This window comes from Paenibacillus pasadenensis, assembly GCF_002864175.1.
Lineage (GTDB): Bacteria > Bacillota > Bacilli > Paenibacillales > Paenibacillaceae > Paenibacillus_O > Paenibacillus_O pasadenensis.
This window is the reverse complement of sequence record NZ_NFEZ01000004.1, coordinates 2,900,791-2,926,291: the sequence shown is the minus strand read 5'-3', so window position 1 is coordinate 2,926,291 and position 25,501 is coordinate 2,900,791. Positions and strand designations below refer to the sequence as shown.

Sequence of the window (25,501 nt, the reverse complement as noted above, 5' to 3'; positions counted from 1 at the left end):
GTGGACTTGGACAACCAGACCAAGCGGTGCTTCGCCGCATGGCTCTACATACACGTCAGCAGACAGGAGCGATTGACAAATGGCAGAACAGCAACCATCGGCGCTGAAGCCCGGGCAAGTGCATGACCACGGACCGAACTGTCCCGTCGAAGTCTACGATACGCGGGAGCTGCTCGTGCGCGACGACATCATGCAAAAGGCGCGCGAGCTCGCCGGGCTGATCTTCTCCTCCGACGAGGTGCAGCAGTTCCGCAAGGCCGAGGATCAGATCAAGGGCAACGACCGGGTGCAGGGACTCATGTCCACCCTGAAGAAAAAGCAGAAGGAGCTCGTCGCCTTCGAGCAGACGTTCAAGAACCCGACGATGGTGCAGAAGATCGAAGGGGAGATGGACGACCTCCAGAACGAGCTGGACGGCATTCCGATCGTCAGCCAGTTCCAGCAGAGCCAGGCGGACATCAACTACCTGCTGCAGATGGTCGTCTCAATCATTCAGGATACGGTGGCGGAGAAGATCACGCTCGACGGCGCCCGTCCGGAAGATCCCGAAAGCTGCGACGAATAAAAGGAGGCGGGAGCGCATGAGACCATTCGTATTCCACAACCCGACGAAGCTCATCTTCGGCGAAGGCCAGCTGCAGCAGCTGACCAAAGAAGCGGACAAGCTCGGGCGCAAGGTGCTGCTCGTCTACGGCGGCGGCAGCATCAAGCGCAGCGGCTTGTACGACCAGGTGCTTGGCGTGCTGGCCGATGCCGGCTGCAGCGTCGTCGAGCTCGCCGGCGTCGAGCCGAATCCGCGCCTGTCCACCGTCCACCGCGGAGCGGAGCTATGCCGCGAGCACGGCGTCGACTGGGTGCTTGCCGTCGGCGGCGGCAGCACGCTCGACTGCGGCAAGGCGATCGCCGCGGCGGCGCGCTACGAGGGCAGCTTCTGGGACATCGTCAGCCGCAAGGCAGTCGTGCAGGAGGCGCTGCCGCTCGGCACGATCCTGACGCTGGCCGCGACCGGCAGCGAGATGAACAGCGGCTCGGTCATCACCAACGAGGAGACGCAGGAGAAGCACGGCTGGGGCAGCCCGCATGTGTTTCCGCGCTTCTCGATCCTCGACCCGGCGTTCACCGCGACCGCGCCCAAGGATCATACGGTGTACGGCATCGTCGACATGATGTCCCATGTGTTCGAGCAATATTTCCATCATGACGCGCTGACGCCGGTGCAGGACGGATTTTGCGAGTCGGTGCTGCGCGCCGTCGTCGACACCGCGCCGAAGCTGGTCGACGATCTCGCGAACCTGGAGCATCGCGGCACGATCCTCTACGCCGGCACGATGGCGCTGAACGGCGTGCTGGCGATGGGCACGCTCGGCGACTGGGCCAACCATGACATGGAGCATGCGCTGTCCGCCGTCTACGACATCCCGCATGGCGGCGGCCTGGCGATCCTGTTCCCGAACTGGATGACGTACGTGCTGGACGACAACGTCGGCCGCTTCAAGCAGTTCGCGGTCAACGTCTTCGACGTGGACACGGACGGACGCAGCGACCGCGAGATCGCGGAGGAAGGCATCCGCCGCCTGCGCGCGTTCTGGAGCTCGCTCGGAGCGCCGTCGCGACTCGCCGACTACGGCATCGACGAGAGCCGGCTTGAAGAGATGGCCGGCAAGGCGGCCCCGGGCCGCAAGATCGGCAACTTCCGCAAGCTGGATGAGCAGGACGTTCGGAACATCTACCGCATGTCCCTTTGAGAGCATCGGCGGAAGCCAAAAACAGCCGCGCAGTCTGCGCGGCTGTTTTTTGTGCTGCGGCAGCAGGCGCTTAAGCGGCTGCAGTCGGGCGGTCGGGACGATCGGCTGCACGGAGCAGCCGCAGCGACGGCAGATAGGCGCTCAGCGCGACGGCGGCTCCGGCGGCAACGACGTTTTTGAGTAGGTCGGGCAGCAGGAACGGGTAGCAGCCGGCGGCCATCGCTTCGGCAAACGAGAGGCCGGTCGCCTGCATCAGCCAAGGGATGCCGACAACGTAGGCGAGCAGGGAGCCGAGCAGCTCGAGGACGGCGAACACGGCGAGGAACGTCAGCACGGGGCTGCGGCCGGAGAGGCGGACCAGCAGGCGCGGCACGATCAGGCCGATCAGCAGCGCGCATAGCGGAAACACCCACAGGAAGCCCGCCGTATGTCCGACAAACAGCGAGAGCCCACCTTGAAAACGGATGAGCGGCAAGCCGGTCGCGGCAAGTCCGTACACGAGCGCGATGCTGAGGAAGCTGTCTCTGGCGCCGAGGAACGAGCCGGCGATCGCGACGGCCATCGTCTGCAGCGTGAACGGAACCGGGGAGATGCCGATTTGGATCTGGACGGCGCTGAAGACGACGAAGAGCGCGGCGAACAGGGCGATGAATACGATGCGGCGAAGCGGAGATACAGTTGGCATTCGGAAATTCGCTCCTTTGAGGATATAACATTCGGATTGATAGGTTAACTTAAATCTGGTAGATTTGGTTAACAGAACGGATTGTAGCATAGCCGTTCCGGTTTGAGAAGCCGGTTCAGACGTTTTTTTGCGGATCGGGCGAAATAGGGGCAGAAGGAAGGTGCGGCTCGATGCGGAGCGCAAGCGAAAAAGGGGAACGGCTCGTCTGTTGGAACGGGCATGCCGTGCAGGCGGCCGCCGGGGGACAGCTGCGGACGATTATCGGATCGGCCAGCCTGGAGCTGCGGCAGGGAGACTGGCTTGCTCTATGCGGGAGCAACGGATCGGGAAAATCCACGCTGCTCCGCGAGCTGGCCGGCCTCGGAGCGCCGCCTGACGGAATCCGGCATCAGCGGACGGCTGCCTATCCTTATGACGTTCGTCCGTTCGCCGTCGTGCTGCAGCAGCCCGACGCGGCGCTTGTCGGCTCGACGGCGAGGGAGGATCTCATCCTCACGCTCGAATACGCCGGCATGGAGGGAAGCCGGATTCTCGACGCGGCCGAGGAGGCGCTGGAGCGCTTCGGCCTGACGGCGCTGGCGGATACGCCTGCAGAGAAGCTATCCGGCGGCCAAAAGCAGCTCGTCGCGATCGCCGGCGCGGTCGCGGCCGGCTCGCCGGCGCTGCTGTTCGACGAGGCGACGTCGATGCTGGACGCGGAATCGGCGCGGCTCGTCCTTCGTCAGGTGCGGCAGCTCCATCGGGCCGGGGCGACGGTCGTCTGGTGCACCCAGCGGCTGGAGGAGCTGGAGAGTGAGGATCGGGTGCTGGCGATGGCGGATGGCAGCATTGAATACTCCGGGTCTGCCGAGGCGTTTTTCAAACGGACGGGCGGAGAGGCTTCGGCCTGCGAACGAGTCGGATTGGCCGCTCCTTATCCCGTGCGCGCGGCATGGGCGCTGCAGGAGCGGGGCGTGCGCCTCGACCGGCTGCCGCTGCGGCTGGAGGAGCTGGCGCCGGCGTTCGAGGCGTCCGCGGATAGCCGCGCGGAAGCGGCGGCCGGCAGTCGGGGGAATGCCGCAGCGGAGGCGCTGCCCGCATCCGCCGGGATGCAGCGGCATGAGGCGGACGGCGCGGAGCGGGAAGGAGCTGACCCTTTGCGCTTCGCCGCAGAAGAGCTGATTGTGGAGGGGTTCCGTCCCGACGCGGCCGCTCCCGGAAAAGGGGAGCCGACGGAGCTGCGGCTGCCGCCGGGACGCATCCTGCTGCTCGCCGGCAGCAACGGCTCCGGCAAGTCGACGCTGCTGGAGTCGCTGGCCGGCTTGCGCGAGCCTTCGTCAGGGTCGATCCGGTACGGTTCCGAGCCGCTCTGGCTCGGCAAGAGGCCGAACCGGGCGGCGCTGCTGCAGCTCGGAGCGACGCTGCAGCAGTCGGAGACGCAATGGTTTGCGCGGACGGTTCGCGAGGAGCTGGACTACTCCGCGCGGCCGTTCCGGCTGCCGCCGTCACGGCGCTCCGCCGCCATCGCGGATTCGCTGCGGCGGGCCGGCTTGCCCGAACGTCTGCTGGAGCAGGATCCGCTGACGCTGAGCGGCGGCCAGCAGCGCCGGCTAGCTCTAGCCTGCGCGCTCGTCGGCGGGCCGGAATGGCTGCTGCTCGACGAGCCGGCGGCCGGACTTGACGCCGAAGGACTCGAACGGCTGACGGAGCTGCTGCAGCGGCATCGGGCGAGCGGAGGCTCGGCGATCGTGTCGGCGCATAGCCTCGCCGCGCTGCTGCCGATAGCCGACAGCGTCGCCGTCATGGAAGACGGCAGGCTCAAGGAGCTGCTGCCCGCGCCGGAATATGCTCGCCGGCTGGCGGAGCGCGGGGACCGCGCCGCCCCGCCGCCGCTGCTTGCGGCGGCGCGCTTCGGCTCGGCGGCGGACGGCAGGCTCTGGCTCGAGCCGGAGGAGCTGGCGGAGCGGCTGGCGGCGGACGGCCCGGTCCGGACGGAGCTCGCCACCGCGCCCGGCATCGCCGCCGCGAGGACGACGGACGGCGTCCCGGCCGGCCAACCGTCCGCGCAGCGCCGGTCCGGGCCTGCGCCTGTCGCCGCCTCCGCGGAGACGCGCCTGCCGGACAGCGGCCTGCCCGATCCGCGCGCGCTGATCGCGTCGTATCTGCTGGTCGGCGCCGGCATCATGGCGCAAGACCGCTGGCCCGGCCTGCTGCTCGCGCTGGCTGGGGCGGCGCTGCTGGCGGTCCTCCAGCGCGAGCGCATCGGCCTTTATTTGCCGCTGGCGCGCGGTTATGCCGTCTTTGCGCTGACGCTGGCGGGCGTCGCGGGCATCCAGCTGTCGCCGCCAGCCTTCGATGCCGCGGCCGCGGCGCAGACGCTGTTCAAGCTGTCTCGCCTGTTCGCCGTCCTGCTGCTCGGCCTGCCGCTGCTCTCGCTGCTGCCGCCTTTCCGGCTGCAGCGGGCGGCGGACCAGCTGCTGCGGCCGCTCGTCCGGTTCGGCGTGCCGGTATCGCGGCTGACGCTGTCCATCTCGCTGCTGTTCCGCTTCCTGCCGCTGCTCGCCGGCGAGTGGCGCCGCTACAGCCGCATCGCCGCCGCCCGAGGCAAGCTCGCCGCTCGTCCAGGCAAGGTCCCGGCGGCAATGCTTTCCCGCATCGTGCTGCCATTTCTGCTGTCGCTCATCCGGCTCGGCGACGCGGTGGCCGACGCGCTCGAGGCGCGAGGCTTCGGGCATGGCGCCGCAGTCAAGACGTCGGCGTTCCGGCTGCGGCTCAAGCGTCTGGACGCAGGGCTGCTGCTCGCCGCCTCGGCGGCCTGGGGGCTGCTGCTGGCGCTGCGCTAGCGGCGGAACGCGGCTAACGTCGCCAAATCGCGGCGGCGCAGCAAAAAAAGATGTACACGCCGGTTCCGTTGGAAGATAATGTGGATGCGGCCGGGCGAGGCGAAGTGAGCCAGTCCGGCGAGATCAACCGAAGAAGCGAAGGTGCATCAAGTGCAAGCAGAAGGACGGCCAGGAAGGGCCCGTCTGCTGAAATTCGGCATGGTCATGAGCCCGCGAGTCTGGCTCAACGCGAGGATCGACCTTGCGGCGACCTGCCTGTTCAGCTTGTTCAACGTCGTCATGAACCAGTTTTTCATCACCTTCGCGCTCAAGCAGGGGGCGAGCAACGCGGAGGCGGGCCTGCTCGCCGCCGCGCCGGCTGTCGGACTCATCTTCTCCCCGCTGTGGGCGGCGCTGATCGAGCGCAGCGGCAAGCCGAAGCCCTATGTCGTCCTGCCCAATCTGGTCGGACGGCTGCTCATCCTGCTCCCGGCCCTGTTCCCGGATCCGCAGGTGTACGTGGCGACGGCGTTCGCCTTCCAGCTGCTGATGGGCATCCAGGCGCCGGCCTACGCGGCCTTCCTGCCCAAGGTCTATCCGCCCGACCTGCGCGGACGCCTGATGGGCTACGTGCGGATGGCCTCCGGCGTGCTCATGATTCCGATGTCCTATCTGGTCGGCGTCTGGGCGGAGGCATCCGGCCCGTCGGGCCCGCTCGCGGCGGCATCGCTCATGGGCGTCGCCTCGATCCTGCTGTTCCAGAAGATGAAGCTGCGCAAGGAGCCGCCGCGGCGGACGGCGCCGCCGCGCTTCAGCCCCCGCTCCCAGTGGGAGCTCGTCAAAAGCAACCGTCCGCTTGCCGCGTTTCTCGGAGCGACGATGTTCGCCGGCTTCGGCAACATGCTTGCGTATCCGCTTTACCAGATTTTCCAGGTGTCCTACCTCGGCCTGTCCAACACCGAGATCGGCCTGACGCGCGTCGCCTACTTCACGGCGCTGCTGCTCACCTATCTGGTGGCGGGGCGCATGCTGGACCGCTTCGACATCCGCTATACGCTGCTCGCCGGCATCGGCGCCTATGCGGTCGTGCCGATGCTGTACGGCCTTTGGGGCACCTACGAGGCGGTCATGCTCGGCAACTTCATCCAGGGCATGGGCGAGGCGATCTGGGACATCGGCATCCTGGCGTTCATTTTCCGACTTGCGCCTGGGCGCGAGGGAGCCGTCTTCTCGATCCACCTCATGCTGTTCGGCATCCGGGGCACGGTCGGGCCGCTGCTCAGCACCGGCCTTTCCGGCCATCTGACGCTGAGCTGGATGCTGCTGTTCGCCTCGGCTTGCGGCTGGATCGGCACGCTGCTGTTCGCCGGAGGCATGCTGCGCCGTGGACGAGGCGAGCCGGAGAGCGCAGGCTGAATCCGTGATGAGAGCGGCCGGAGTCCGGGCATCGACGCCCAAGCTCCGGCCGCCGCTTTTTTTTCATCCGGCAGCAGGCTGTCTGCCGCTCGCCCGGAGCGCATCCGGCGAAGCGGCGCGACGCGCCGGCATCCCGTCGGCCTCCGTTCGGAAGAAGCTTTTTCCAGCCGCCGCTCGTCATAGCAGAAAAGAGGCCGCCGGCATCCCGAGACCGCGAGGAGGGCGGCGCTCGGGTCCAGGGGGAAAGGAGGCCGCCATGCCGTTCACATTCTCGCATCCGCTGTTCGCCGTGCCGCTGCGCCGGCTCGCGCCGAGCCTCAGCCTGTCCGGCCTGCTGCTCGGCAGCATGACGCCGGACATGGAGTATTTCGTCGCCATGGAGCCGTTCCGCTCCATCGGCCACTCGTGGCAAGGCTTCCTGCTGCTCGGCGTGCCGCTCAGCATCGCCGCCGCTGCCGCCTGGCGCTTCGTGCTCGCGCCGCTGCTGCCGAGGCTGCTGCCGGCCGCGCTGCGGCTCGACCGCTACGCGGCCGACCGGCTCGCCGAACGGCGCGATCCGCTGCTGACGCCGCGCGCGGCCGGCTGGTTCCTGCTGTCGCTTTATATCGGCTTCCTCAGCCATCTGCTCGTCGACGGGATGACGCATACGCATGGCTGGTTCGTGCTGTGGCAGTCCGACCTGATGCACGCGCGTCATGCCGGGCTGCCGCTGTATCGCTGGCTCCAGTACCTGTTCTCGCTGCTCGGCCTGCTCGCCGGAGCGTGCTGGCTCGCGGCGGACTACGCGCGCTGGCGACGCGCCTCCCGCTCGGCGCGCCCGGCGCATCCGGCTGTCCGGCCGCTCGCCAAGCTCGGCGGCTGGACGCTCGCCGGAGCGTGCGGCCTGCTGCTGTTCGCGCCCAAGCTGCTGCTCGACCCGTCGCCGGACAATCCCGTGCTGTGGCTGGTCGCCGCCTGCAGCTCGCTGCTGTTCGGACTGTTCGCCGCCGGGCTGCTGCTCCGTCCGGGCCGCATCCTGCGCAAGCTGGCCGGCGCCGCGCTCGTGCCGCTGCTCGCGGCGGGCTACAAGGCGGCGGCGATGGCGCGCGACATCGGCGGGCCGATGGCCGCATCCGACCTGCCGCTCTGGATCGGCTACGTGTGGCTGCTCTCGATCGCCTTCGTCGCGCTTTCCGCGGTGCCGTCCGGGCGCGCTGCCGCCGCCGGCGCGGGCGGTGCCCGGAGACGCTCGGAGAGCCGGTCCGGCCCCGCCGTTTGAAGGACCCTCCGAGGGTCCTTTTTTAGCGAAAAGGGACTTCTTCGGGGCGTCCCCCGGCGGCCGGGCGCGGGGCTCCCTAGCGCCAAGTCCACCCGTGAGGAGAGCCGGCTCGCGTCTGCGGGGCTCCCTAGCGCCAACCGTTATCGACCGTTGGACCGGGACCGCGCGGCCATGGATGTTTTTTAGCCTCCCCGGCTGTTCAAGCCTGTTCCGCCGGCATCCATGATGAAACGGATGGAAATGGTTTATACTTTTGTAAGAATTGCGTCCGCAATCGTTTAGATCTGTCGGTTACACTGGTTATGGCGCAGCAGGACCGAAAGCTTCAGGGGGTGATCCGATGTCGATCCGCATCAGGCTGCTGCTGTCCTACATCGCGATGGCGGCCATTCCAGTCGTGCTGCTCGGCATCTTGACGATGTTCGTCATCTATCTGCTCGGCTACGAGGACATGCGCGACTTCTTCGAGAAGAACCGCGACAAGACGTACCGCCAGTCGGTGCAGCTCGGCGAGATGTGGTACGTGCTGAACCACGATGCGGACAAGCTGCTCGACGCGTCCTACGTCGCCGACATCGACGAGCGGCTCGAGACGGTCGGCAGCGGCTTCGTGCTGACGATCCCGGGCCGCGGACTGTACGTCTCGGGACTGGCGGAGGCGAGAAAGGATCCGCAAGCCTGGTTTTCGGACCGCAAGGGCCATTCCGTCGACATGACGGTCGGCGGCTTCTCGTACAGCGTATTCACGACCGGCTTCCGCTTCGGCGACGGAACCGCGTCGGAGGCGGCGCTCATCTTCCGCAAGGACGACATCCCGGTCATCTGGCAGCCGGTGAGCGGGCTCGGCCTGCTGCTGCTCGTCGGGCTCGTCAGCGTGTTCATGACGGTCGTCGTCTCGCGCAGCATCGTGCGGCCGCTGTCGACGCTGCGCGACGCCGCGCTGTCGCTCAAGGAGGGCAATCTCGAGCCGGTGCCGCTGCCCCGCTCGCGCAACGAGCTCGGCGAGGTCGGGACGGCGTTCGAGGAGATGCGGCAGCGCCTCAAGGATACGATCCAGCAGATGCAGCAGTACGAGGAGAACCGCAAGATGCTGCTGTCGCACATCTCGCATGACCTCAAGACGCCGATCACCGCGATCAAAGGCTACATCGAGGGCATCATGGACGGCGTCGCCAACACCCCGGAGAAGCAGGAGAAGTACATCCGCACCGTCTACGCCAAGGCGGACGGGATGGACCGGCTGATCGACGAGCTGTTCCTCTATTCCAAGCTCGACCTGCACAAGGAAGAGTTCCACTTCGCGCGGATGGACCTGCGGGCGTTCGTAGTCCACTATATGGAGGACCAGCACTTCGAGATGGAGAAGCGGGGCATCGCGCTGGCCGTGAAGGCCGGCGAGTCGCCGCTGCCTGTGCGGGCGGATGCGGAAAAGCTCAGCCGAGCGCTCGGCAACATGCTCGACAACAGCGCGAAGTACATGTCGATGCGAGGGCCGGATCGGAGCGATCCGCCTGCCGTATCGGCGACGCTGGAGGCGCGCGGCGGCTTCGCCCGCCTGACGGTCGAGGACAACGGGCCGGGCATCGAGGATGCCGCGCTGCCGCATCTGTTCGACCGCTTCTATCGGGCCGAGCTGTCCCGCAGCTCGGAAACCGGCGGCAGCGGCCTCGGCCTCGCGATCGTCCGCCAGATTGTGGAGGAGCACGGCGGCAAGATCGAGGCGGCCAATCGTCCGCATGGCGGAGCGGCGTTCGTCATCGAGCTGCCGCTCGCCGCGGACCGGGAAAAGGAGGCTCAGCCGTGAAGAAGATCCTCATCATCGAAGACGAGAGCTCCATCGCGGAGCTTCAGCGCGATTATCTCGAAAGCTACGGGTTCGCCGTCAGCATCGAGCATCGGGGCGACAGCGGGCTGGAGCGGGCGCTCAACGAGCGGTTCGACCTCATCGTGCTGGATGTCATGCTGCCGATGCTCGACGGCTTCGAGATCTGCCGGCGGATCCGTCAGGACAAGGAGGTCCCGATCCTGATGATCACCGCCCGCAAGGAGGATATCGACAAGATCCGGGGCCTCGGGCTCGGCGCGGACGACTACATGACCAAGCCGTTCAGTCCGGGGGAGATGGTCGCGCGCGTGAAGGCGCACTTGAGCCGCTACGACCGTCTGACCGGACAGTCCGGCGCCGTCCAGGAGCAGATCCGCGTGCGCGGGCTGCTCATCGACAAGGCGTCGCATCGCGTATTCGTCAACGGCGAGGAGAAGGGCCTCACGAACAAGGAGTTCGAGCTGATTCAGCTGCTCGCCTCCCATCCGGGCAAGGTATACAGCAAAGAGGAGCTGTTCGAGCGCATCTGGGGCTACGACTCGCTCGGCGACATCGCGACGGTGACGGTGCACATCCGCCGCCTGCGCGAGAAGCTGGAGGAGTCGCCGTCCGAGCCGAAGTATGTCGAGACCGTCTGGGGAGTCGGCTATCGGCTGCGCGGGTAGGGGGAGCATCGCGGCTGCGGCCGCGTTGACCATAGAGCAACGATATTTTTCGCTTGATAGAGAAAAGGAGTGGATGTCGGCTTGAAGAGCATCATCAATTTTTCCTTGAACAACAAGTTCGCGCTATGGATCATGACGATCATCGTCCTGTTCGGAGGCGTCTACGCCGGCACGAACATGAAGATGGAGACGCTGCCGGACATTACGGTGCCGATCGTCAGCGTGACGACCGTCTATCCGGGGGCTTCGCCCGAGGAGATCATGAACGAGGTCACCTTGCCGATCGAGCAGGCGACCCGCAATCTGGACGGCGTCAAGGACGTCATGTCCACCTCGATGGAGAACGCCTCGTCGATCATCATCGAGTACGACTACAGCAAGGATATGGACAAAGCCCAGGACGAGGTGCGCAAGGCGCTGGACGGGCTCGACTTCAAGGAGGGCATCCAGGATCCGGGCGTGTCGCGGATCAGCCTGAACGCCTTCCCGGTGCTGTCGCTCAGCATCTCCAGCGACTCGCAGGATCTGGTCGCGCTGACCAAGACGGTCGAGGACGAGATCCTGCCGGAGCTGAAGTCCGTGGAGGGCGTCGCGTCCGTGCAGATTTCCGGCCAGAACGTGACCGAGGCGGAGCTCAGCTATAAGGCCGAGGAGCTGGCCAAGTACGGCCTGACCCCGGAATCGGTGCAAAATGCGATCAAGGCGGCCGCCGTCAGCGTGCCGCTCGGCATCTTCCCGTTCGGCGACGCCGAGAAATCGGTCGTCGTCGACGGCCGCGTGCTGACCGAGCAGGATCTGCTGAACGTCGAGATCCCGCTGCTGCCGTCCGCCGCAGGCGGAGCCGGAGCTGCCGGCGCGGGTGCCGGCGCGGGCCAAGGCGGCGCAGCGCCAGGCGGTGCCGGCGCAGAGGCTGGCGCAGGCCAAGGCGGCGCAGCCGGAGCAGCTGGCGGAGCGGCGGCAGGCGGCGTCAAGCTGCCGACCGTCAAGCTGAGCCAGGTCGCCGACGTGACCGTGCTCGATAAGGCGGAATCCATTTCCCGCACGAACGGGAAGGACGCGATCGGCGTCTCGATCGTCAAGGCGGCCGACGCCAACACGGTCGACGTCTCCGACGCCGTATCGGAGCGCATGGCCGAGCTGGCCGGCAGCCATGAGGGGCTCAGCTCCACGGTGACGCTCGACCAGGGCAAGCCGATCAAGGAGTCCGTCGAGACGATGCTGTCCAAGGCGGTGCTCGGCGCGGCGTTCGCGGTGCTCATCATCCTCATCTTCCTGCGCGACCTGCGCTCGACGATCATCGCGGTCGTCTCGATCCCGCTGTCGCTGCTGATCGCGGTGCTCGTCCTGCAGGAGATGGACATCACGCTCAACATCATGACGCTCGGCGCGATGACCGTCGCGATCGGGCGGGTCGTCGACGACTCGATCGTCGTCATCGAGAACATCTACCGGCGCATGGCGATGTCCGGCGAGAAGCTGACGGGCAAATCGCTCATCCTCGAGTCGACGCGCGAGATGTTCGTGCCGATCCTCGCCTCGACCATCGTGACGATCGCGGTGTTCCTGCCGCTCGGCCTCGTCACGGGCCCGATCGGCGAGATCTTCCTGCCGTTCGCGCTGACGATCGTCTTCGCGCTGCTCGCCTCGCTGCTCGTCGCGATCACGATCGTGCCGATGCTCGCCCACATGATGTTCCGCAAGGGACTCAAGGGCACGAAGCACGAGGACAAGCCGAGCCGCTTGGCGAACAGCTACAAGCGCCTGCTCAACTGGACGCTCGACCACAAGGGCATCAGCTTCGGAGCGGCGACGCTGCTGCTCGTCGGCAGCCTGTTCCTGTTCCCGCTCATCGGCGTCAGCTTCATCCCGAATACGGGCGACAACTCCATGATCGTCACGTACAACCCGGCGCCGGGCGAGAAGCTGGAGGACGTGGAGAAATACGCGCTGGACGCGGAGAAAAAGCTGCTGGAGCGCGAAGGCGTGGAGATCGTGCAATACTCCATCGGCGGCGGCAACCCGCTGAATCCGGGCGCTTCCAAGCAGGCGCTGTTCAACCTCCGGTACAGCTCCGACTACAAGGAGTTCGACGCCGAGAAGGAGCGCGTCGTCGAGCTGCTGCAGGAAAGCGGCAGCAAGGGCGAATGGAAGCAGCAGGACTTCACTGGCGGCGGCCTCGGCGGCAGCAGCCTGACCGTCACCGCCTTCGGGCCGGACATGGCGGCGCTGGAGCCGGTCGTATCCGACCTCAAGCAGAAGCTGGACGGCATCGAGCATCTGACCAACCTCGATACGAGCCTGTCGGAGACATATGAGCAGTACCGCATCGTCGCCGATAAGAAAAAGCTCAGCGAGAACGCGCTCAGCGCCGGCCAGCTGGCGATGGCGCTCAGCCCGGTCCGCGAGCGTCCGCTCGTGACGACGATCGAGAAAGACGGCAGCAATCTGAACGTCTACCTCAAGACCGAGGAGCGGACGTACGCGGACAAGGCCGCGCTGGAGAACACGCCGATCGTCACGCCGCTCGGCACGACGGTCAAGCTGTCCGACGTCGCGACGATCGAGGAAGGCACGTCGCCGAACACGATCACCCGCAAAGGCGACCGCGTCTACGCCGACGTGACGGCCGACGTGACGTCGAGCGACATCAGCAAGGCGTCGCGCGACGTGCAGGCGGTCATCGACGGCCTGCAGCTGCCGGCGAACGTCGACGTCGAGATGGGCGGCGTGACCGAGGACATCAACGAGTCGTTCCGCCAGCTCGGCCTGGCGATCCTCGTCGCGATCGCGGTCGTCTACCTCGTGCTCGTCATCACGTTCGGCGGCGCGCTGACGCCGCTCACGATCCTGTTCTCGCTGCCGTTCACCGTCATCGGCGCGCTGGTCGGCCTGCTGATCGCCGGCGAGACGGTCAGCGTCACCGCGCTCATCGGCATGCTCATGCTGATCGGGATCGTCGTCACGAACGCGATCGTGCTCATCGACCGCGTCATCCACATGGAGCGTGACGGGCTGAGCGTGCGCGAGGCGCTGCTCGAGGCGGCAGGCACGCGCCTGCGTCCGATCCTGATGACCGCGCTCGCCACGGTCGGCGCGCTGCTGCCGCTGGCGTTCGGCTTCGAGTCGGGAGCGCTCATCTCCAAAGGACTCGGCGTGACCGTCATCGGCGGCCTCATCAGCTCGACGCTGCTGACGCTCATCATCGTGCCGGTCGTGTACGAGTTCCTGAACCGCCGCCGCGCCAAGCGGCAGCGCGATGGCGTCGCCGCCTCTCCGGCTGCGGAATGACGGCTCCCGCATCCCGCCCTCTTGGGCAGGATGCGCGGATCCGCCGCGACAGCGAGCATCCTGCCCTCATCGGGCAGGATGCTTTTTCTTTTCACGGGAAAAGCTAGGGAAAACGAAAGGAGGCGGGCGCATGAAAGCGATCCTGACAGGACTGGCGGTCGGAACGGGGCTGCTGGCCGCCGTTGCGGGCAGCGCCTGCGCGGCGGGGGCGTCAGCGGAGGGGCCGGCAGGGGGAGCGGTCCCGGCGCTTGTCGCAGCGGCGCCTTCGCATGCGGCTCCTGCCTATGCGAGATGGGGCAGGCTCGCGGTCGAGCAGACGATGAAGAAGTATGGAGCCGGCATCCGGGACTACCGCTACGAAGGAGCCTTTCCGGGCCAAAGCGGCTCGGTGGAGCATCGCTTCAAGCTCGTGCTCGAGCCGAAGTCCGGCGTGCCGGCGGCGGTCGTCTGCCGCGTGCGGGTTGAAGAGGGCCGGCTGCTGGAGGTAGAATGGACGGAGAGCGCTCCGTGAGGAGCGCCGGGCAGCCGATATCCAATGAGGAGGAAGCGATATGCTGATTACGACGACGCCGTCCGTAGAGGGCCGGCCGATCCGCGAGTATGTGGGCATCGTGAACGGAGAGGCGATCATGGGAGCGAACGTGGTGAGGGACTTCCTCGCTTCGATCACGGATGTGGTAGGCGGCCGCTCCGGCGCTTACGAGGGCAAGCTGAAGCAGGCGCGCGACATCGCCATCGAGGAGATGCGCCAGCAGGCGTCGAGCCTCGGCGCCAACGCGATCGTCGGCGTCGATCTCGACTACGAGGTCGTGCGCGACGGCATGCTGATGGTCACCTGCAGCGGCACGGCGGTCCGCCTCTGATGGACTTCCTCTACCGGATCGCCGAAGAGAAGATTCGCGAGGCGATGGAGAGAGGGGAATTCGAAGGGCTGGCAGGCAAAGGCAGGCCGCTCGAGCTCGACGATCTGGCGCATGTGCCGGAGGAGCTGCGAGCCGGCTACCGCATGCTCAAAAATGCGGGCATGGTGCCCGAGGAGGTGCAGCTCTCGCGCGACATCGCCAGCCTGAACGGCTTGCTGGCGCTATGCCGCGACGAGGAGGAGCGCCGCAGCCTCGGCCAGCAGCTGTCGCTCAAGCGGATGCGGCTGCAGGCGCTGTCCGGCTCCCGCGGCTGGGACCACTTGGCCGCGCATGCGGAGTATGGAGCTAAAATCAGGGAGAAGCTGGAAGGGGAATCGGAGCAGTGAGCAAGGTGCAGACGACAGAGGAGCTGCTGAAGCGGCTCGAGCAAGGCGAAGCGATCAATCTCGTGGACGTGCGCGAGGACGAGGAATGGGAGGACGGGCATATCGCCGAGGCGCGCCATGTCGCGCTTTCGCGCCTGCAGGAGAGCATGGACGAGCTCCGTCCGGAGGACGGCACGATCTGGCTCATCTGCCGCAGCGGCGCGCGCAGCGGACGCGCCTGCGACTATCTGAACGCGATCGGCTACGACGCGGTCAACGTCGAGGGCGGCATGCTGTCCTGGCCGGGGGAGATCGTGACCGGGCGCTAGGATGGGGATCGTTGAAGTGAAAAAGGGACGCAGGCGGAATTTTCCGCCTGCGTCCCTTTACGTTTTTATGCCGCGCTGCGCGGCGGCTTCCATGGCTTCAAGCGAAGGAGGAACTTCCCGTGCCTTCGTCCGCCTTCGGGAAAGGCCGCGGGCAACTTTTGCGCTGCATCCGCATAATTCGGTCCGAAGGCGCCATAGAGTAGGATAAGCGATTCTATGAATCTAGGGAAGGCTGCGAGAGTCTGAGGCCAGGCCGTGCGGCGAAGGGAGAGGCTGGAGATGGAAGGAAACAAGGGAACGGCTCTCGATCTGGGCATCCAGGGGATGAGCTGCTCGGCATGCGCGGTCCGCATCGAGAAATCGCTCGGCAAGCTCGGCGGCGTGCAGGAGGCTGCGGTCAGCTATGCCTCCCGCCGGGCCTGGATCCGCTATGTTCCGGACGAGCTCGAGGCGGAGGCGATCAAGGAGCGGATCCGCCGGCTCGGCTTCGGCGTCTCGGATCCGGGCGACCGGAGCGCCGAGTACGCCGCGATGCGGACGCTGCGCTTGCGGCTGCTCGTCTCGGCGCTGCTGACGCTGCCGCTGCTGTGGGCGATGGCCGGGCATTACGCGGCCCTTTCCTTCCTCCCGCTGCCGGATTTCATCCGCAGCGGCTGGGTGCAGCTCGGGCTGGCGACGGCGATCCAGTTCGGCGTCGGCCTGCCTTTCTACCAGAATGCCTGGAGCGCGCTGCGGGCCGGCAGCGCCAACATGGACGTGCTCGTCGCGCTCGGGACGTCCGCCGCCTATCTGTACAGCCACTATGTCGTATTCGCCCATGCCTCCTCCTCGGACGCGCATCCGGACGGCATGCTCCCGCTGTACTTCGATACCGGAGCGGTCGTCATCACGGCCGTGCTGCTCGGCAAGTACATGGAATCCCGCTCGGCGGCGCGGGCGCTGCGGGAGAGCGACGGCTACGCCAAGCTCAAGGCCGAGGAGATCACCGTGCTGCGGGCCGAGGAGGCGCGGCGGGTGCCGGCATCGAGCGTCCGCGACGGAGATATCGTGCTCGTCGCGCCGGGCGGCCTCGTGCCGGTGGACGGGCTGGTGACGGGAGGGCAGTCGGAGGTCGACGAATCGCTGCTGACGGGCGAAAGCCGCGCCGTCTCCAAGCGTCCCGGCAGCCGCGTCTGGGCGGGCACGACGAACCGCGGCGATACGCTGCGCATCCGCACGGAGACGACCGGCGACGGCACGCTGCTGAGCCGGATCGACGCGCTGCTGCGCCAGGCGCAGGCGTCCAAGACCGGCATCCAGCGCAAGGTGGACCGCATATCCGCTCGGTTCGTGCCGCTCATGCTGCTCGCATCCGCCTTGACCTACGCCGCCTGGGCGCTCTGGCTCGCTCCGGGAGACGGCTCGCAGGCGGCGCTGAGCGCGCTGGCGGTGCTGCTCGTCGCCTGTCCGTGCGCGCTCGGTTTGGCGACGCCGATCTCGCTCGTCATCGCCTCCGGCAAGCTGGCGCGGCGCGGCGTCGTCGTCAAGGAGGCTTCGGCGCTGGAAAGCTTGGCCAAGGTGGAGGTCGTGCTGCTGGACAAGACGGGCACGCTGACCGAAGGCAGGCCTTGCGTCGCCGGCATGCAGCCTGCGCCGGGCTGGAGCGCTGCCGCCGTGCTGAAGCTGGCCGCCGCCGCCGAAGCGGAGTCGCCGCATCCGTATGCGGCGGCCGTCCGCGAGGAGGCGAGGCGCCGCGGGCTCGTGCCGCCCGCCGCCGACAACCGGATCGAGTGGACGGGCTACGGCGTAGCCGCGGACTGCGCGGAGGGGCGGATCGCCGTCGGCGGCAGGCAGCTGGCCCAGCAGGAGCGCTGGAGCGGCATGAAGCGGGCGGAGGACTTCGCGGCGATCCGCGAGGCGCAGGGCGAGACGGTGCTGTTCGTCGCGCTCGGCCGCGACTGCATCGGCGCGCTCGCGCTCGGCGACCGGCTCAAGCGGGAGTCGCCGGAGGCGGTGCAGGCGCTGCGGATGGCCGGGCTGGACGTCTGGCTGGCGACAGGCGACAGCGCCGGACCGGCAGCCGCCGCGGCGCGGGAGGCGGGCATCGTCCGCTGGAAGGGCGGCATGCTGCCGGAAGACAAGCTGCAGCAGATCCGCGCGCTGCAGCGCCAAGGGCGCGTCGTCGCGATGGCCGGCGACGGCTGGAACGACGCGCCGGCGCTCGCGGCGGCCGATGCCGGCTTCGCGATGGCCGGCGGCACCGACGCCGCGCTGGATGCCGGCCATGTCGCGCTGCTGCGGCCGAGCCTGACGGGCATCCACGGCGCGATCGCGGCGAGCCGGCTGACGATGCGCAACATCAAGCAGAATCTCGGCTTTGCTTTCCTCTACAATGTCGTCATGGTGCCCGTCGCCGCCTGCGGCCTGCTGGAGCCGTGGATGGCCGGAGCGGCGATGGCGCTCAGCTCGGTCACTGTCGTGGGCAACGCGCTGCGGCTGTCCGGGCGCCTGGCGCGCGAGCTCCGCTAGGACGCGGCTTTTCGACGAGCCGTTCCTGCCGAACGGGGAGCCCGGCAGCTGGAACTCGAGCGAGTCCGGACATCCGTTCCTGTTCACGGACGAAGACGGGCGGACGTACTTGTATGATCAGGGGAATGGCGACATGGGGCGCTCCTGGTGCTTGTCGATGACCGAGATCGGCTGGCGGGACGGACTGCCTTTCCTGATCTCGGGCTAGACGTGGCTCGGCTTGTACGGCGCGACTGCGGGCAGGTCGAGCGCGGCCAGAGGGGCCTAGATGGCGAAAACAGGCGTTTTGCGGGCGGCCGAGAGGGCCGCCGCCGCAAAACGCCTGTTAGGCTTGTCTAGGGTGTGGTTGCAAACCCGCCAAGGGGCATTATCACCGCCTTTTTGCCCCCTGCTTTGCCACGCAGGAACCAAAAATTCGGCCCTATCGGCTTCTTTCGGAGTAGTCAAACACGCTCTAGGCCAGCATCGAGAGAGGCGGCTGGTCCGCCTCAAGCGCTTCATGCGGCTCATACGCTTCATGCGCCCCAAGCTCCGCATGCGCCTCATTCGCCGAGCATGCCGCGCAGCTCCTCCTCGCGCACGACGACCGGCTCGAGCGGCAGAGGCCGCTCCCGCGCCGCCTCGATCAGCTCGCTCGGCATGACCGGCTCGGCCCGCTCGAGCAGGCCGCTCCAGCGGGCGAGCAGGCCGACGACGCGCTCGGGCCGCACGCCGGCCTCGCGCAGCGCCTGCAGCGAGATGCCGCCGTGGCGCTTGGCAAGCCGTTTGCCGTCCGGCCCCATGAGCAGCGGCACATGCGCGTAGCGCGGCGCCGCATGGCCGAGCGCCTCGAGCAGCAGCAGCTGGCGCGGCGTCGAGTCGAGCAGATCGCTGCCGCGCAGCACATGAGTGACGCCCATGGCGGCATCGTCGACGGCGACCGCGAGCTGGTAGCTGAAGATGCCGTCCGCCCGCCGCACGACGAAGTCGCCTCCCGCTCCGGGCGCCGTCTCTTGCGGCCCGGCGACTTCGTCGTCGAAGCGGACGATCCGCTCCGGCGGCACGGCGAACCGCAGCGACGGCTGCTTGCGCCGCGCGCGCTCCTGCCGCTCCTCCTCGCTCAGGCAGCGGCAGGTGCCGGGATAGGCCGGCCCTTCCGAGGCCAGGCCATGGGGCGCGCTCGCGACGGCGGCCAGCTCGGCGCGGCTGCAATAGCACGGGTACAGCAGCCCCTGCGCGCGCAGCCGCTCCAGCGCTTCTTCGTAAAGAGGGAGCCGCTCGCTCTGCGTGTACGGTCCGCGCGGGCCGCCGCTGTCTGGCCCCTCGTCCCAGTCGAGTCCGAGCCAGCGCAGGTCGCGCAGCGCCGCCTCGGCGTAGTCGGGCCGCGAGCGCGGGCCGTCGATGTCCTCCATGCGGAGCAGGAACGAGCCGCCGAGGCGGCGGATCTGGAGCCAGGCGAGCAAGGCGGTGCGGGCGTTGCCGAGATGCATGAGCCCCGACGGAGTCGGAGCGAAGCGGCCGGCGGTCATCGGTTGTCCCTCCTCGCGGCGGAAGCCTGCGGCTCCCGCGAATTCAACTTCGGGCTTGGGCGCGCCCGGTCTGACTGGTATGATAGCATGAGAGATTGCGGGCTGCAATTCGAGAGGAGAGGACGACGATGGACGACAGGACGACAGTTCGCGGCCATGGAGCCGCCGGGCCGGACGGGCTGGACGCGTCGGACGCGACGGTCGCGGAGCGCGTCCGCGAGCTTGGACGGCGGCTGGACGAGGCGCTGGAGGCGGAATCGGAGCAGCGCGTGCTGGAGCGCAGCCGCGAGCGGCTCGATCGCGAGATCTGGCAGCTGGAGCGGCGGCAGGCGGAGCGTCTGGAGCGGCACGGCAAGGAAGCGGCGGACGTCGAGCGCCTGTCGCGGCGCAGCTGGAGCTCGATCTGGCTGCGGCTCACCGGAGGCTTGGAGGAGCAGCTGGAGCTGGAGCAGCTGGAAGCCGAGCGGGCGGCCGCCGAGGTCAAGGAGGGCGAGGCGGAGCTGCAGGAGCTGCGCGAGATGCTGGCGCGGACGAGCGTCCGGCTCGGAGAGCTCGCTCCTGCGGCGGGCGGCAGCGAGGCGATCCGCAGCGAGCGGGAGCAGCTCGTCCTGAAGGCGTTCCCCGCCGTCGCCGCCGGCGTGCGGGAAGTCGACGGCCAGCTCCGCGCCAGGCAGGCGCTGCTCGCGGAGCTGCGCGAGGCGATCCATGCGGCGGGCGCGCTCGTCTCGCAGCTGGAGCGCGCGGTGGACCGGCTGGAGTCGGCGGCCGCCTGGGGCACGTACGACATGCTCGGCGGCGGCATGATCGCGACAGCGGCCAAGCATGGCCGGCTCGACGAGGCGCAGGAGGCGCTGGTCGGCGCGCGCTCGGCGGCGCGGCGGCTGCATAAGGAGCTGGCCGATGTCGGCGAGGCCGCCTCGTTCGACATCGCGATCAGCGACGGAGCCCGGATCGGCGATTATTTGCTGGACGGGCTGTTCATGGACTGGCATGTCCAGGGCAAGATCAACGGCGCGAGGGATAGCAACGAACGCCTGCTGGGCGAGGCTCGCCAGCTTCGGCGGCGGCTGGAGACGGAAGCGGGCAAGGCCGAGCGGGAGCTGGCGGCGCTGCGCGCCCGCCGCGCGTCCCTGCTGGACTCGGCGGGATGACGGACCGGAGGCCGTCCTCCCCAAGCGATGATTTAGGAAGCGAATCAATAGAATGGAGCTGCGAGCATGCTGCGCATCATGGCGATGGATTCAACCGGCCGACTCCGCAAGGATGTCGGGCTGGACGAGCTTAAAACGATGGACCCGGTCTGGTACTGGGCCGATATCGGACAGCCGGAAGAGGCCGAGATCCGGCTGCTGGACGAGTATTTCCATTTTCACCCGCTGGCCATCGAGGACTGCCTGCATCTGCTGCAGCGGCCGAAGGTCGACCATTACGAGGACGTCCATTTCTTCGTCCTGCATGCGCTGGAGGCGGAGACGCTTCAGGTGCAGGAAGTGAACCTGTTCCTCGGCCCGAACTTCGCGGTGACGTTCCGCTTCGCCGCCTGCGCCGAGATCGACGCGGCCTGGCAGGCGGCGGCCGTGCATCCCAAGCATCCCCGCAGCGGCCATCTGGCCGTCGCGCACGCGGTCATGGACCGGCTCGTGGACCGGTATTTCCCGTCGATCTACGAGCTGGAGGATCAGCTGCTCGACGCCGATCCCGGCAGCCGCGGCTATTCCGACCGGACCGGCATCGACGGGGTGTTCGCGATTCGCAGCAAGCTGCTGCGCCTGCGCAAGACGATCGTGCCGATGCGCGACCTGCTGTACCGGATGACGACGATCGAGGCGATTCCCGGGCTGAAGGAGTTCCGGGCCTTTTTCCACGACATCTACGACCATCTGCTCAAGCAGGCGGAGACGCTGGAGGCATGCCGGGACATGACCGCGGACATGCGGGACAGCTACATGAGCTACAGCTCCAACCGGATGAACGGCATCATGAAGACGCTCACCGTCATCACGACGATCTTCATGCCGCTGACGTTCCTCGCGGGCATCTACGGCATGAACTTCATCCATATGCCCGAGCTCGAGTGGCGCTACGGCTACTTCGGCGTGCTGGCGGGCATGGGGCTGATCGCGTCGGGCATGTTCGCCTGGTTCAAGCGCAAGGGGTGGTTCGACTGAGCGGAGCGGGCAAGCCTACGGAAAGAGGTGGGACGATGGAAGGATCAGGCAGGCTGCCGGTCGACGAGATCCTGCCGGGACTGCTGGACGCGCTGGAAACGCAGGGCCGGGCCGTGCTCGTCGCGCAGCCCGGCGCGGGCAAGACGACGCGCGTGCCGCTCGCGCTGCTCGGCGCAGGCTGGCTTGGCGGGCGCAAGGTGCTCATGCTCGAGCCGCGGCGGCTCGCCGCGCGCTCGGCGGCGGCGTACATGGCCCGGCAGCTCGGCGAGGAGCCGGGAGGCACGGTCGGCTATCGCGTGCGGCTCGACACCAAGGTCGGGCCGCGCACGCGCGTCGAGGTCGTCACGGAGGGCATCCTGACGCGGCTGCTTCAGGAGGACCCGGCGCTGGAGGCGTACGGAGCGGTGCTGTTCGACGAATTCCACGAGCGGCATCTGCACAGCGACCTCGGCCTGGCGCTTTGCCTGCAGTCCGCGGCGCTGCTGCGCGAGGACCTGCGGCTCGTCGTCATGTCGGCGACGCTGGACGCCGGCCGCGTGGCGGAGCTGCTCGGCGGAGCGCCGGTGCTGGCGAGCGAGGGGCGCCAATATCCGGTGGAGACGCGCCATCGGCCTCGGCCCGCGGGCTCGCGGCTGGAGCAGGCGGCGGCCGCGGCGGCGCTCGAGGCTCTGCGCGAGCAGGAAGGCGACGTGCTCGTGTTTTTGCCGGGCATCGCGGATATCCGGCGGACGGAGTCCGAGCTGCGGCGGGTCGGACTGCCGGCTGGCGTCGACGCGCGCCAGCTGCACGGCGGCATGCCGCTGCAGGCGCAGGACGAGGCGGTCGCCGCCTGCGCGCCCGGCAGGCGCAAAATCGTGCTCGCGACGTCGATCGCGGAGTCGAGCCTGACGGTCGCCGGAGTGCGGGCCGTCGTCGACGCCGGGCTGATGCGGGTGCCGCGCTTCTCGCCGCGCACCGGCATGACGCGGCTCGAGACGGTGCCGGTGTCGCAGGCGTCCGCCGACCAGCGGCGCGGACGCGCGGGGCGCACCGCGCCGGGCCGCTGCTGGCGGCTGTGGAGCGAGGAGGCGCATCGGCTGCTGCCGGCCTACGGCACGCCGGAGCTGCTGGAGGCGGATCTCGCGCCGCTCGCGCTGGAGCTGGCGGCGTGGGGAACGGCCGATCCGGCGGAGCTGGACTGGCTGGACGCGCCGCCGTCCGGCGCGTACGAGCAGGCCTGCTCGCTGCTGGAGCGGCTCGGCGCGCTCACGGCGGAGCGGCGCATTACGCCGCACGGCCGGCGCATGGCCGCGCTCGGCGGGCATCCGCGGCTCGCGCATATGGCGCTGGAGGCGGAGCGGCTCGGCTGGAGCGAGGCCGCCTGCGAGCTGGCGGCGCTGCTCGGCGAGCGCGATCTGCTGCGCGGCGAGCGCAGCGCCGACCTGCGGCTGCGCGTCGAGGCGCTGCGCGCCGCCGGCCGCGGCGGCGGGAGCGGCGGCGATCCGGCGCTGGCCGCCGCCGCTGCGCGCATCGCGGCGGAAGCGCGCCAGTGGCGCCGCTCGCTGGAGGCGATGCGCCGGGACGGCTCGGCGGCGGAGCGGCGAGCGGCTGCTTCGGCGCCGGGCGCGGACAGGCGAAGGGCCGCTCCGGCGGCCGGAACGGAGCGGACGCCGGGCGGCGAAGCCGGGCGGACGGCAGGCGAGGCTTCGCCGCGCGGCAGCTCCATGCCGTCTGCCGCGCGCGGGGCGGAGCAGCCGGACATCGGACTGCTGCTCGCGCTCGCCTATCCCGACCGGATCGCGCAGCGGCGCCCGGACGGACGCTATGTGCTGGCGATCGGCCGCGGAGCGGCGCTGGCGAATGTCCAGCCGATCTCCTCGTCCGCCTATCTCGTCGCCGCCGATCTCGACGATGCCGGGACGGAAAGCCGGATCGATCTGGCCGCTCCGGTCGAGCTCGCGGCGCTGGAGGCGCTGCTGCCGGAGCTGTTCGAGCCGGAGCAGACCGTCGAATGGGATGCCGCCGCGCAAGCGGTGCGCAGCCGCAGACAGACCCGGCTCGGCGCGATTGTCGTGCGCGAGGCGCAGCTGGACCGTCCGGATCCGGAGCGGGTGACGGCGGCGCTGCTTCAGGGCATCCGCAGCGAAGGCTTGCGGCTGCTGCCGTGGACGCGCCAGACGCGCCAGCTGCAGGCGCGCATGCAGCTCATGCATGCGGTGCGGCCCGACTGGCCGGACGCGTCCGACGAAGTACTGCTCGCGACGCTGGAGGACTGGCTGGCGCCGCATGCCGCCGGCATTCGCAGCGCCTCCGGCTTGCAAAAGCTGCCGCTGGCCGAGGCGCTCGACTCGCGTCTCGGCTGGGAGCGGCGCAGGCAGCTCGACTCGTATGCGCCGACGCATTTGACGGTGCCGAGCGGCTCGCGCGTTCCGGTCGATTACAGCGATCCGCAGGCGCCTTTCCTCGCGGTGCGGCTGCAGGAGCTGTTCGGAATGAAGGAGACGCCGCGCGTCGGCGGCGGCCGGCTCCCGGTCGTGCTGCATCTGCTGTCGCCGGCGCAGCGCCCGGTGCAGGTGACGCGCGACCTCGAAAGCTTCTGGAGCACGACGTACTTCGAGGTGCGCAAGGAGCTCAAGGTGCGCTATCCGAAGCATTACTGGCCGGAGAATCCGCTGGAAGCCCAGGCGACGAGCCGCGTGCGGCCGAGGAGCCCGGGCTGAGCGAGGGGCAGGAGAGAGGGGGATGGTCGGATGAATGGATGGCAAGGCGCGGTCCTGCTTTATGCGGCGGCCATGAGCGTCTACGCGTTCGCGCTGTTCGGCATCGACAAAAAGGCGGCGCGGAAGTCCCGGCGGCGCATACCGGAAAAAAGGCTGTTTGCCGCAGGCTTCCTCGGGGGCGGCATCGGGGCTTGGATCGGCATGTCCGCATGGCGGCACAAGACGAAGCATGCCTCCTTCCGCATCGGCGTGCCGCTGCTCGCTGTCTGGAGCGTTGCAGCGCTTGGCGCGCTGGTTTGGCTCGTCCGCTGATTGAAGGTGCAGGAGCAAGGTTGGCCTGTCTCGTCCGCAGCTTGACGGTGCAGGAGCAAGAATGGCCTGTCTCGTCCGCAGCTTGACGGTGCAGGAACAAAAAAAAGCGAGCTGCCCTGTCGGGGCGGCTCGCTTTTGTCGTTGTTAGAGATCACGCCTTTTTAGGCTTGCATTCTAGTCCGCTGCGCGAGGGCAGGCAAGGTCGACTCTCTGGTTGAGCCGATGCGCCGGAGCTGCGCTGCGCGAAAAAACCGAGTAACTCGCGTTCGGAGGAGGTGGACCGGGGGGAGTTACGCGGAAAAACCGAGCAACTGGAGAGCGGAGGAGGCAGACCGAGGGGAGCTGCGCGGAAAAACCGAGCAACTGGAGTGCGGAGGAGTCAGACCGAGGGGAGTTGCGCGGAAAAACCGAGCAACTGGCGCACGGGGAAGGCAAACCGAGGGGAGCTGCGCGGAAAAACCGAGTAACTGGAGAGCGGAGAAGGCAGACCAAGGGGAGCTGCGCGGAAAAACCGAGCAACTGGAGTGCGGAGGAGTCAGACCGAGGGGAAGTTAGCGCGACCAATCGGCTCCGCATTGCTTGTTGCCGGAAGTGAAAGGGAGCGGGAGCTTACGACTCAGCCAGCCATGACGGTATATCCGGCAAGCGATGACCGGGTCATGAAGGAAATAGGCTCCCCGCCGCTGGGACGGCGCATGACGCTGTGAGATGCTGGAGAGGAACATGACCGCTAGGAGGTTCCTCCATGAATCAATGCGACAATCGGCGGCTGGCGCTCGACATTGCCTACGGCTTGGCCTGCGAAGGACGGGCGCTGTCGAACGGCTTGCCGAAGCGGCTGCTGGACCGGGCAGTCTGGCATGCCCGGGCAGCGAGCCATCCCGCCGGCAGGCTGCCGAAAGGCAAGCGGCTGCCTTGGCGCATGCTGTATTGGATCGCGCGGCTGGCCGGCACCGAACGCCGGCTGCGGCGCGCTTATTCCCGACCGGGGTTGCCAGACTAGACGTCCCCAGCGCCGTGACCGCCCGTTTTGCGGAAACGGCCGATTGAGCTGCCTTGACCGCCT

Annotated in this window: 20 protein-coding genes; 18 read left to right on the top strand and 2 right to left on the bottom strand. The window is 68.2% G+C overall.

Annotated features, from left to right (window positions below):
* Positions 1–79 precede the first annotated feature (79 nt).
* On the top strand, positions 80–565 hold the full coding sequence (locus tag B8V81_RS22205) for a YlbF/YmcA family competence regulator (RefSeq protein WP_101809209.1): 486 nt from the start codon (positions 80–82) through the stop codon (positions 563–565).
* A gap of 16 nt (positions 566–581) precedes the next feature.
* The gene (locus B8V81_RS22200) at positions 582–1,745 is read left to right on the top strand and encodes an iron-containing alcohol dehydrogenase (protein WP_101809208.1); all 1,164 of its coding nucleotides are present in this window, start codon (positions 582–584) and stop codon (positions 1,743–1,745) included.
* 70 nt (positions 1,746–1,815) lie between these two features.
* On the opposite strand, the gene B8V81_RS22195 is transcribed toward B8V81_RS22200, so the two are convergent.
* Positions 1,816–2,430: a biotin transporter BioY gene (locus tag B8V81_RS22195; protein WP_180968511.1), complete on the bottom strand. Its 615-nt coding sequence runs from the start codon at positions 2,428–2,430 to the stop codon at positions 1,816–1,818.
* Positions 2,431–2,600: 170 nt separating this feature from the next.
* On the opposite strand from B8V81_RS22195, the gene B8V81_RS22190 reads away from it, so the two are divergent.
* The 11 genes from B8V81_RS22190 to B8V81_RS22140 all read left to right on the top strand — a co-directional run bounded on the left by B8V81_RS22190 (position 2,601) and on the right by B8V81_RS22140 (position 17,748).
* Positions 2,601–5,252: an ATP-binding cassette domain-containing protein gene (locus B8V81_RS22190; protein ID WP_101809206.1), complete on the top strand. Its 2,652-nt coding sequence runs from the start codon at positions 2,601–2,603 to the stop codon at positions 5,250–5,252.
* Positions 5,253–5,393: 141 nt separating this feature from the next.
* Positions 5,394–6,647 carry an MFS transporter gene (locus B8V81_RS22185; RefSeq protein WP_244912802.1) on the top strand — a complete coding sequence of 418 codons (1,254 nt, stop codon included), beginning with the start codon at positions 5,394–5,396 and terminating at the stop codon, positions 6,645–6,647.
* A 256-nt stretch (positions 6,648–6,903) separates the two neighbouring features.
* Entirely contained in the window at positions 6,904–7,905 is a 1,002-nt protein-coding gene (locus B8V81_RS22180; protein ID WP_180968510.1) for a DUF4184 family protein, read from the top strand.
* Positions 7,906–8,245: 340 nt separating this feature from the next.
* Positions 8,246–9,709: a sensor histidine kinase gene (locus tag B8V81_RS22175; RefSeq protein ID WP_101809203.1), complete on the top strand. Its 1,464-nt coding sequence runs from the start codon at positions 8,246–8,248 to the stop codon at positions 9,707–9,709.
* On the top strand, positions 9,706–10,395 hold the full coding sequence (locus B8V81_RS22170; RefSeq protein WP_101809202.1) for a response regulator transcription factor: 690 nt from the start codon (positions 9,706–9,708) through the stop codon (positions 10,393–10,395). Before B8V81_RS22175 ends, B8V81_RS22170 begins: the two co-directional genes overlap by 4 nt.
* A gap of 81 nt (positions 10,396–10,476) precedes the next feature.
* Positions 10,477–13,683, top strand: a complete 3,207-nt coding sequence (locus B8V81_RS22165; protein WP_101809201.1) for an efflux RND transporter permease subunit — start codon at positions 10,477–10,479, stop codon at positions 13,681–13,683.
* Between the two features lie 130 nt (positions 13,684–13,813).
* The gene (locus B8V81_RS22160; RefSeq protein ID WP_043110847.1) at positions 13,814–14,194 is read left to right on the top strand and encodes a DUF3889 domain-containing protein; all 381 of its coding nucleotides are present in this window, start codon (positions 13,814–13,816) and stop codon (positions 14,192–14,194) included.
* A 40-nt stretch (positions 14,195–14,234) separates the two neighbouring features.
* Positions 14,235–14,546 (top strand): YbjQ family protein, encoded by a 312-nt coding sequence (locus tag B8V81_RS22155; protein ID WP_028597348.1) that lies wholly within the window; start codon positions 14,235–14,237, stop codon positions 14,544–14,546.
* The gene (locus B8V81_RS22150; protein WP_028597347.1) at positions 14,546–14,932 is read left to right on the top strand and encodes a DnaJ family domain-containing protein; all 387 of its coding nucleotides are present in this window, start codon (positions 14,546–14,548) and stop codon (positions 14,930–14,932) included. The genes B8V81_RS22155 and B8V81_RS22150 overlap by 1 nt, the downstream gene beginning before the upstream one ends.
* On the top strand, positions 14,929–15,240 hold the full coding sequence (locus B8V81_RS22145) for a rhodanese-like domain-containing protein (protein ID WP_174817712.1): 312 nt from the start codon (positions 14,929–14,931) through the stop codon (positions 15,238–15,240). Before B8V81_RS22150 ends, B8V81_RS22145 begins: the two co-directional genes overlap by 4 nt.
* A gap of 279 nt (positions 15,241–15,519) precedes the next feature.
* On the top strand, positions 15,520–17,748 hold the full coding sequence (locus B8V81_RS22140) for a heavy metal translocating P-type ATPase (RefSeq protein WP_101809200.1): 2,229 nt from the start codon (positions 15,520–15,522) through the stop codon (positions 17,746–17,748).
* Positions 17,749–18,290: 542 nt separating this feature from the next.
* On the opposite strand, the gene gluQRS is transcribed toward B8V81_RS22140, so the two are convergent.
* A complete protein-coding gene (gluQRS, locus tag B8V81_RS22130; RefSeq protein ID WP_101809199.1) occupies positions 18,291–19,256 on the bottom strand; it encodes a tRNA glutamyl-Q(34) synthetase GluQRS in 966 nt (321 codons plus the stop codon).
* 128 nt (positions 19,257–19,384) lie between these two features.
* Here gluQRS and B8V81_RS22125 point away from each other — a divergent pair, with 128 nt between their 5' ends.
* From B8V81_RS22125 to B8V81_RS22105, 5 genes are all read left to right on the top strand, one after another.
* On the top strand, positions 19,385–20,407 hold the full coding sequence (locus B8V81_RS22125) for a hypothetical protein (RefSeq protein ID WP_101809198.1): 1,023 nt from the start codon (positions 19,385–19,387) through the stop codon (positions 20,405–20,407).
* Between the two features lie 66 nt (positions 20,408–20,473).
* Positions 20,474–21,424 (top strand): magnesium/cobalt transporter CorA, encoded by a 951-nt coding sequence (gene corA, locus B8V81_RS22120; RefSeq protein WP_028597342.1) that lies wholly within the window; start codon positions 20,474–20,476, stop codon positions 21,422–21,424.
* A gap of 35 nt (positions 21,425–21,459) precedes the next feature.
* The gene (hrpB, locus tag B8V81_RS22115) at positions 21,460–24,123 is read left to right on the top strand and encodes an ATP-dependent helicase HrpB (RefSeq protein WP_101809197.1); all 2,664 of its coding nucleotides are present in this window, start codon (positions 21,460–21,462) and stop codon (positions 24,121–24,123) included.
* Positions 24,124–24,153: 30 nt separating this feature from the next.
* The gene (locus tag B8V81_RS22110; protein WP_101809196.1) at positions 24,154–24,435 is read left to right on the top strand and encodes a DUF1294 domain-containing protein; all 282 of its coding nucleotides are present in this window, start codon (positions 24,154–24,156) and stop codon (positions 24,433–24,435) included.
* Positions 24,436–25,180: 745 nt separating this feature from the next.
* Positions 25,181–25,438 carry a hypothetical protein gene (locus tag B8V81_RS22105; protein WP_101809195.1) on the top strand — a complete coding sequence of 86 codons (258 nt, stop codon included), beginning with the start codon at positions 25,181–25,183 and terminating at the stop codon, positions 25,436–25,438.
* The last annotated feature ends 63 nt before the right edge of the window (positions 25,439–25,501 follow it).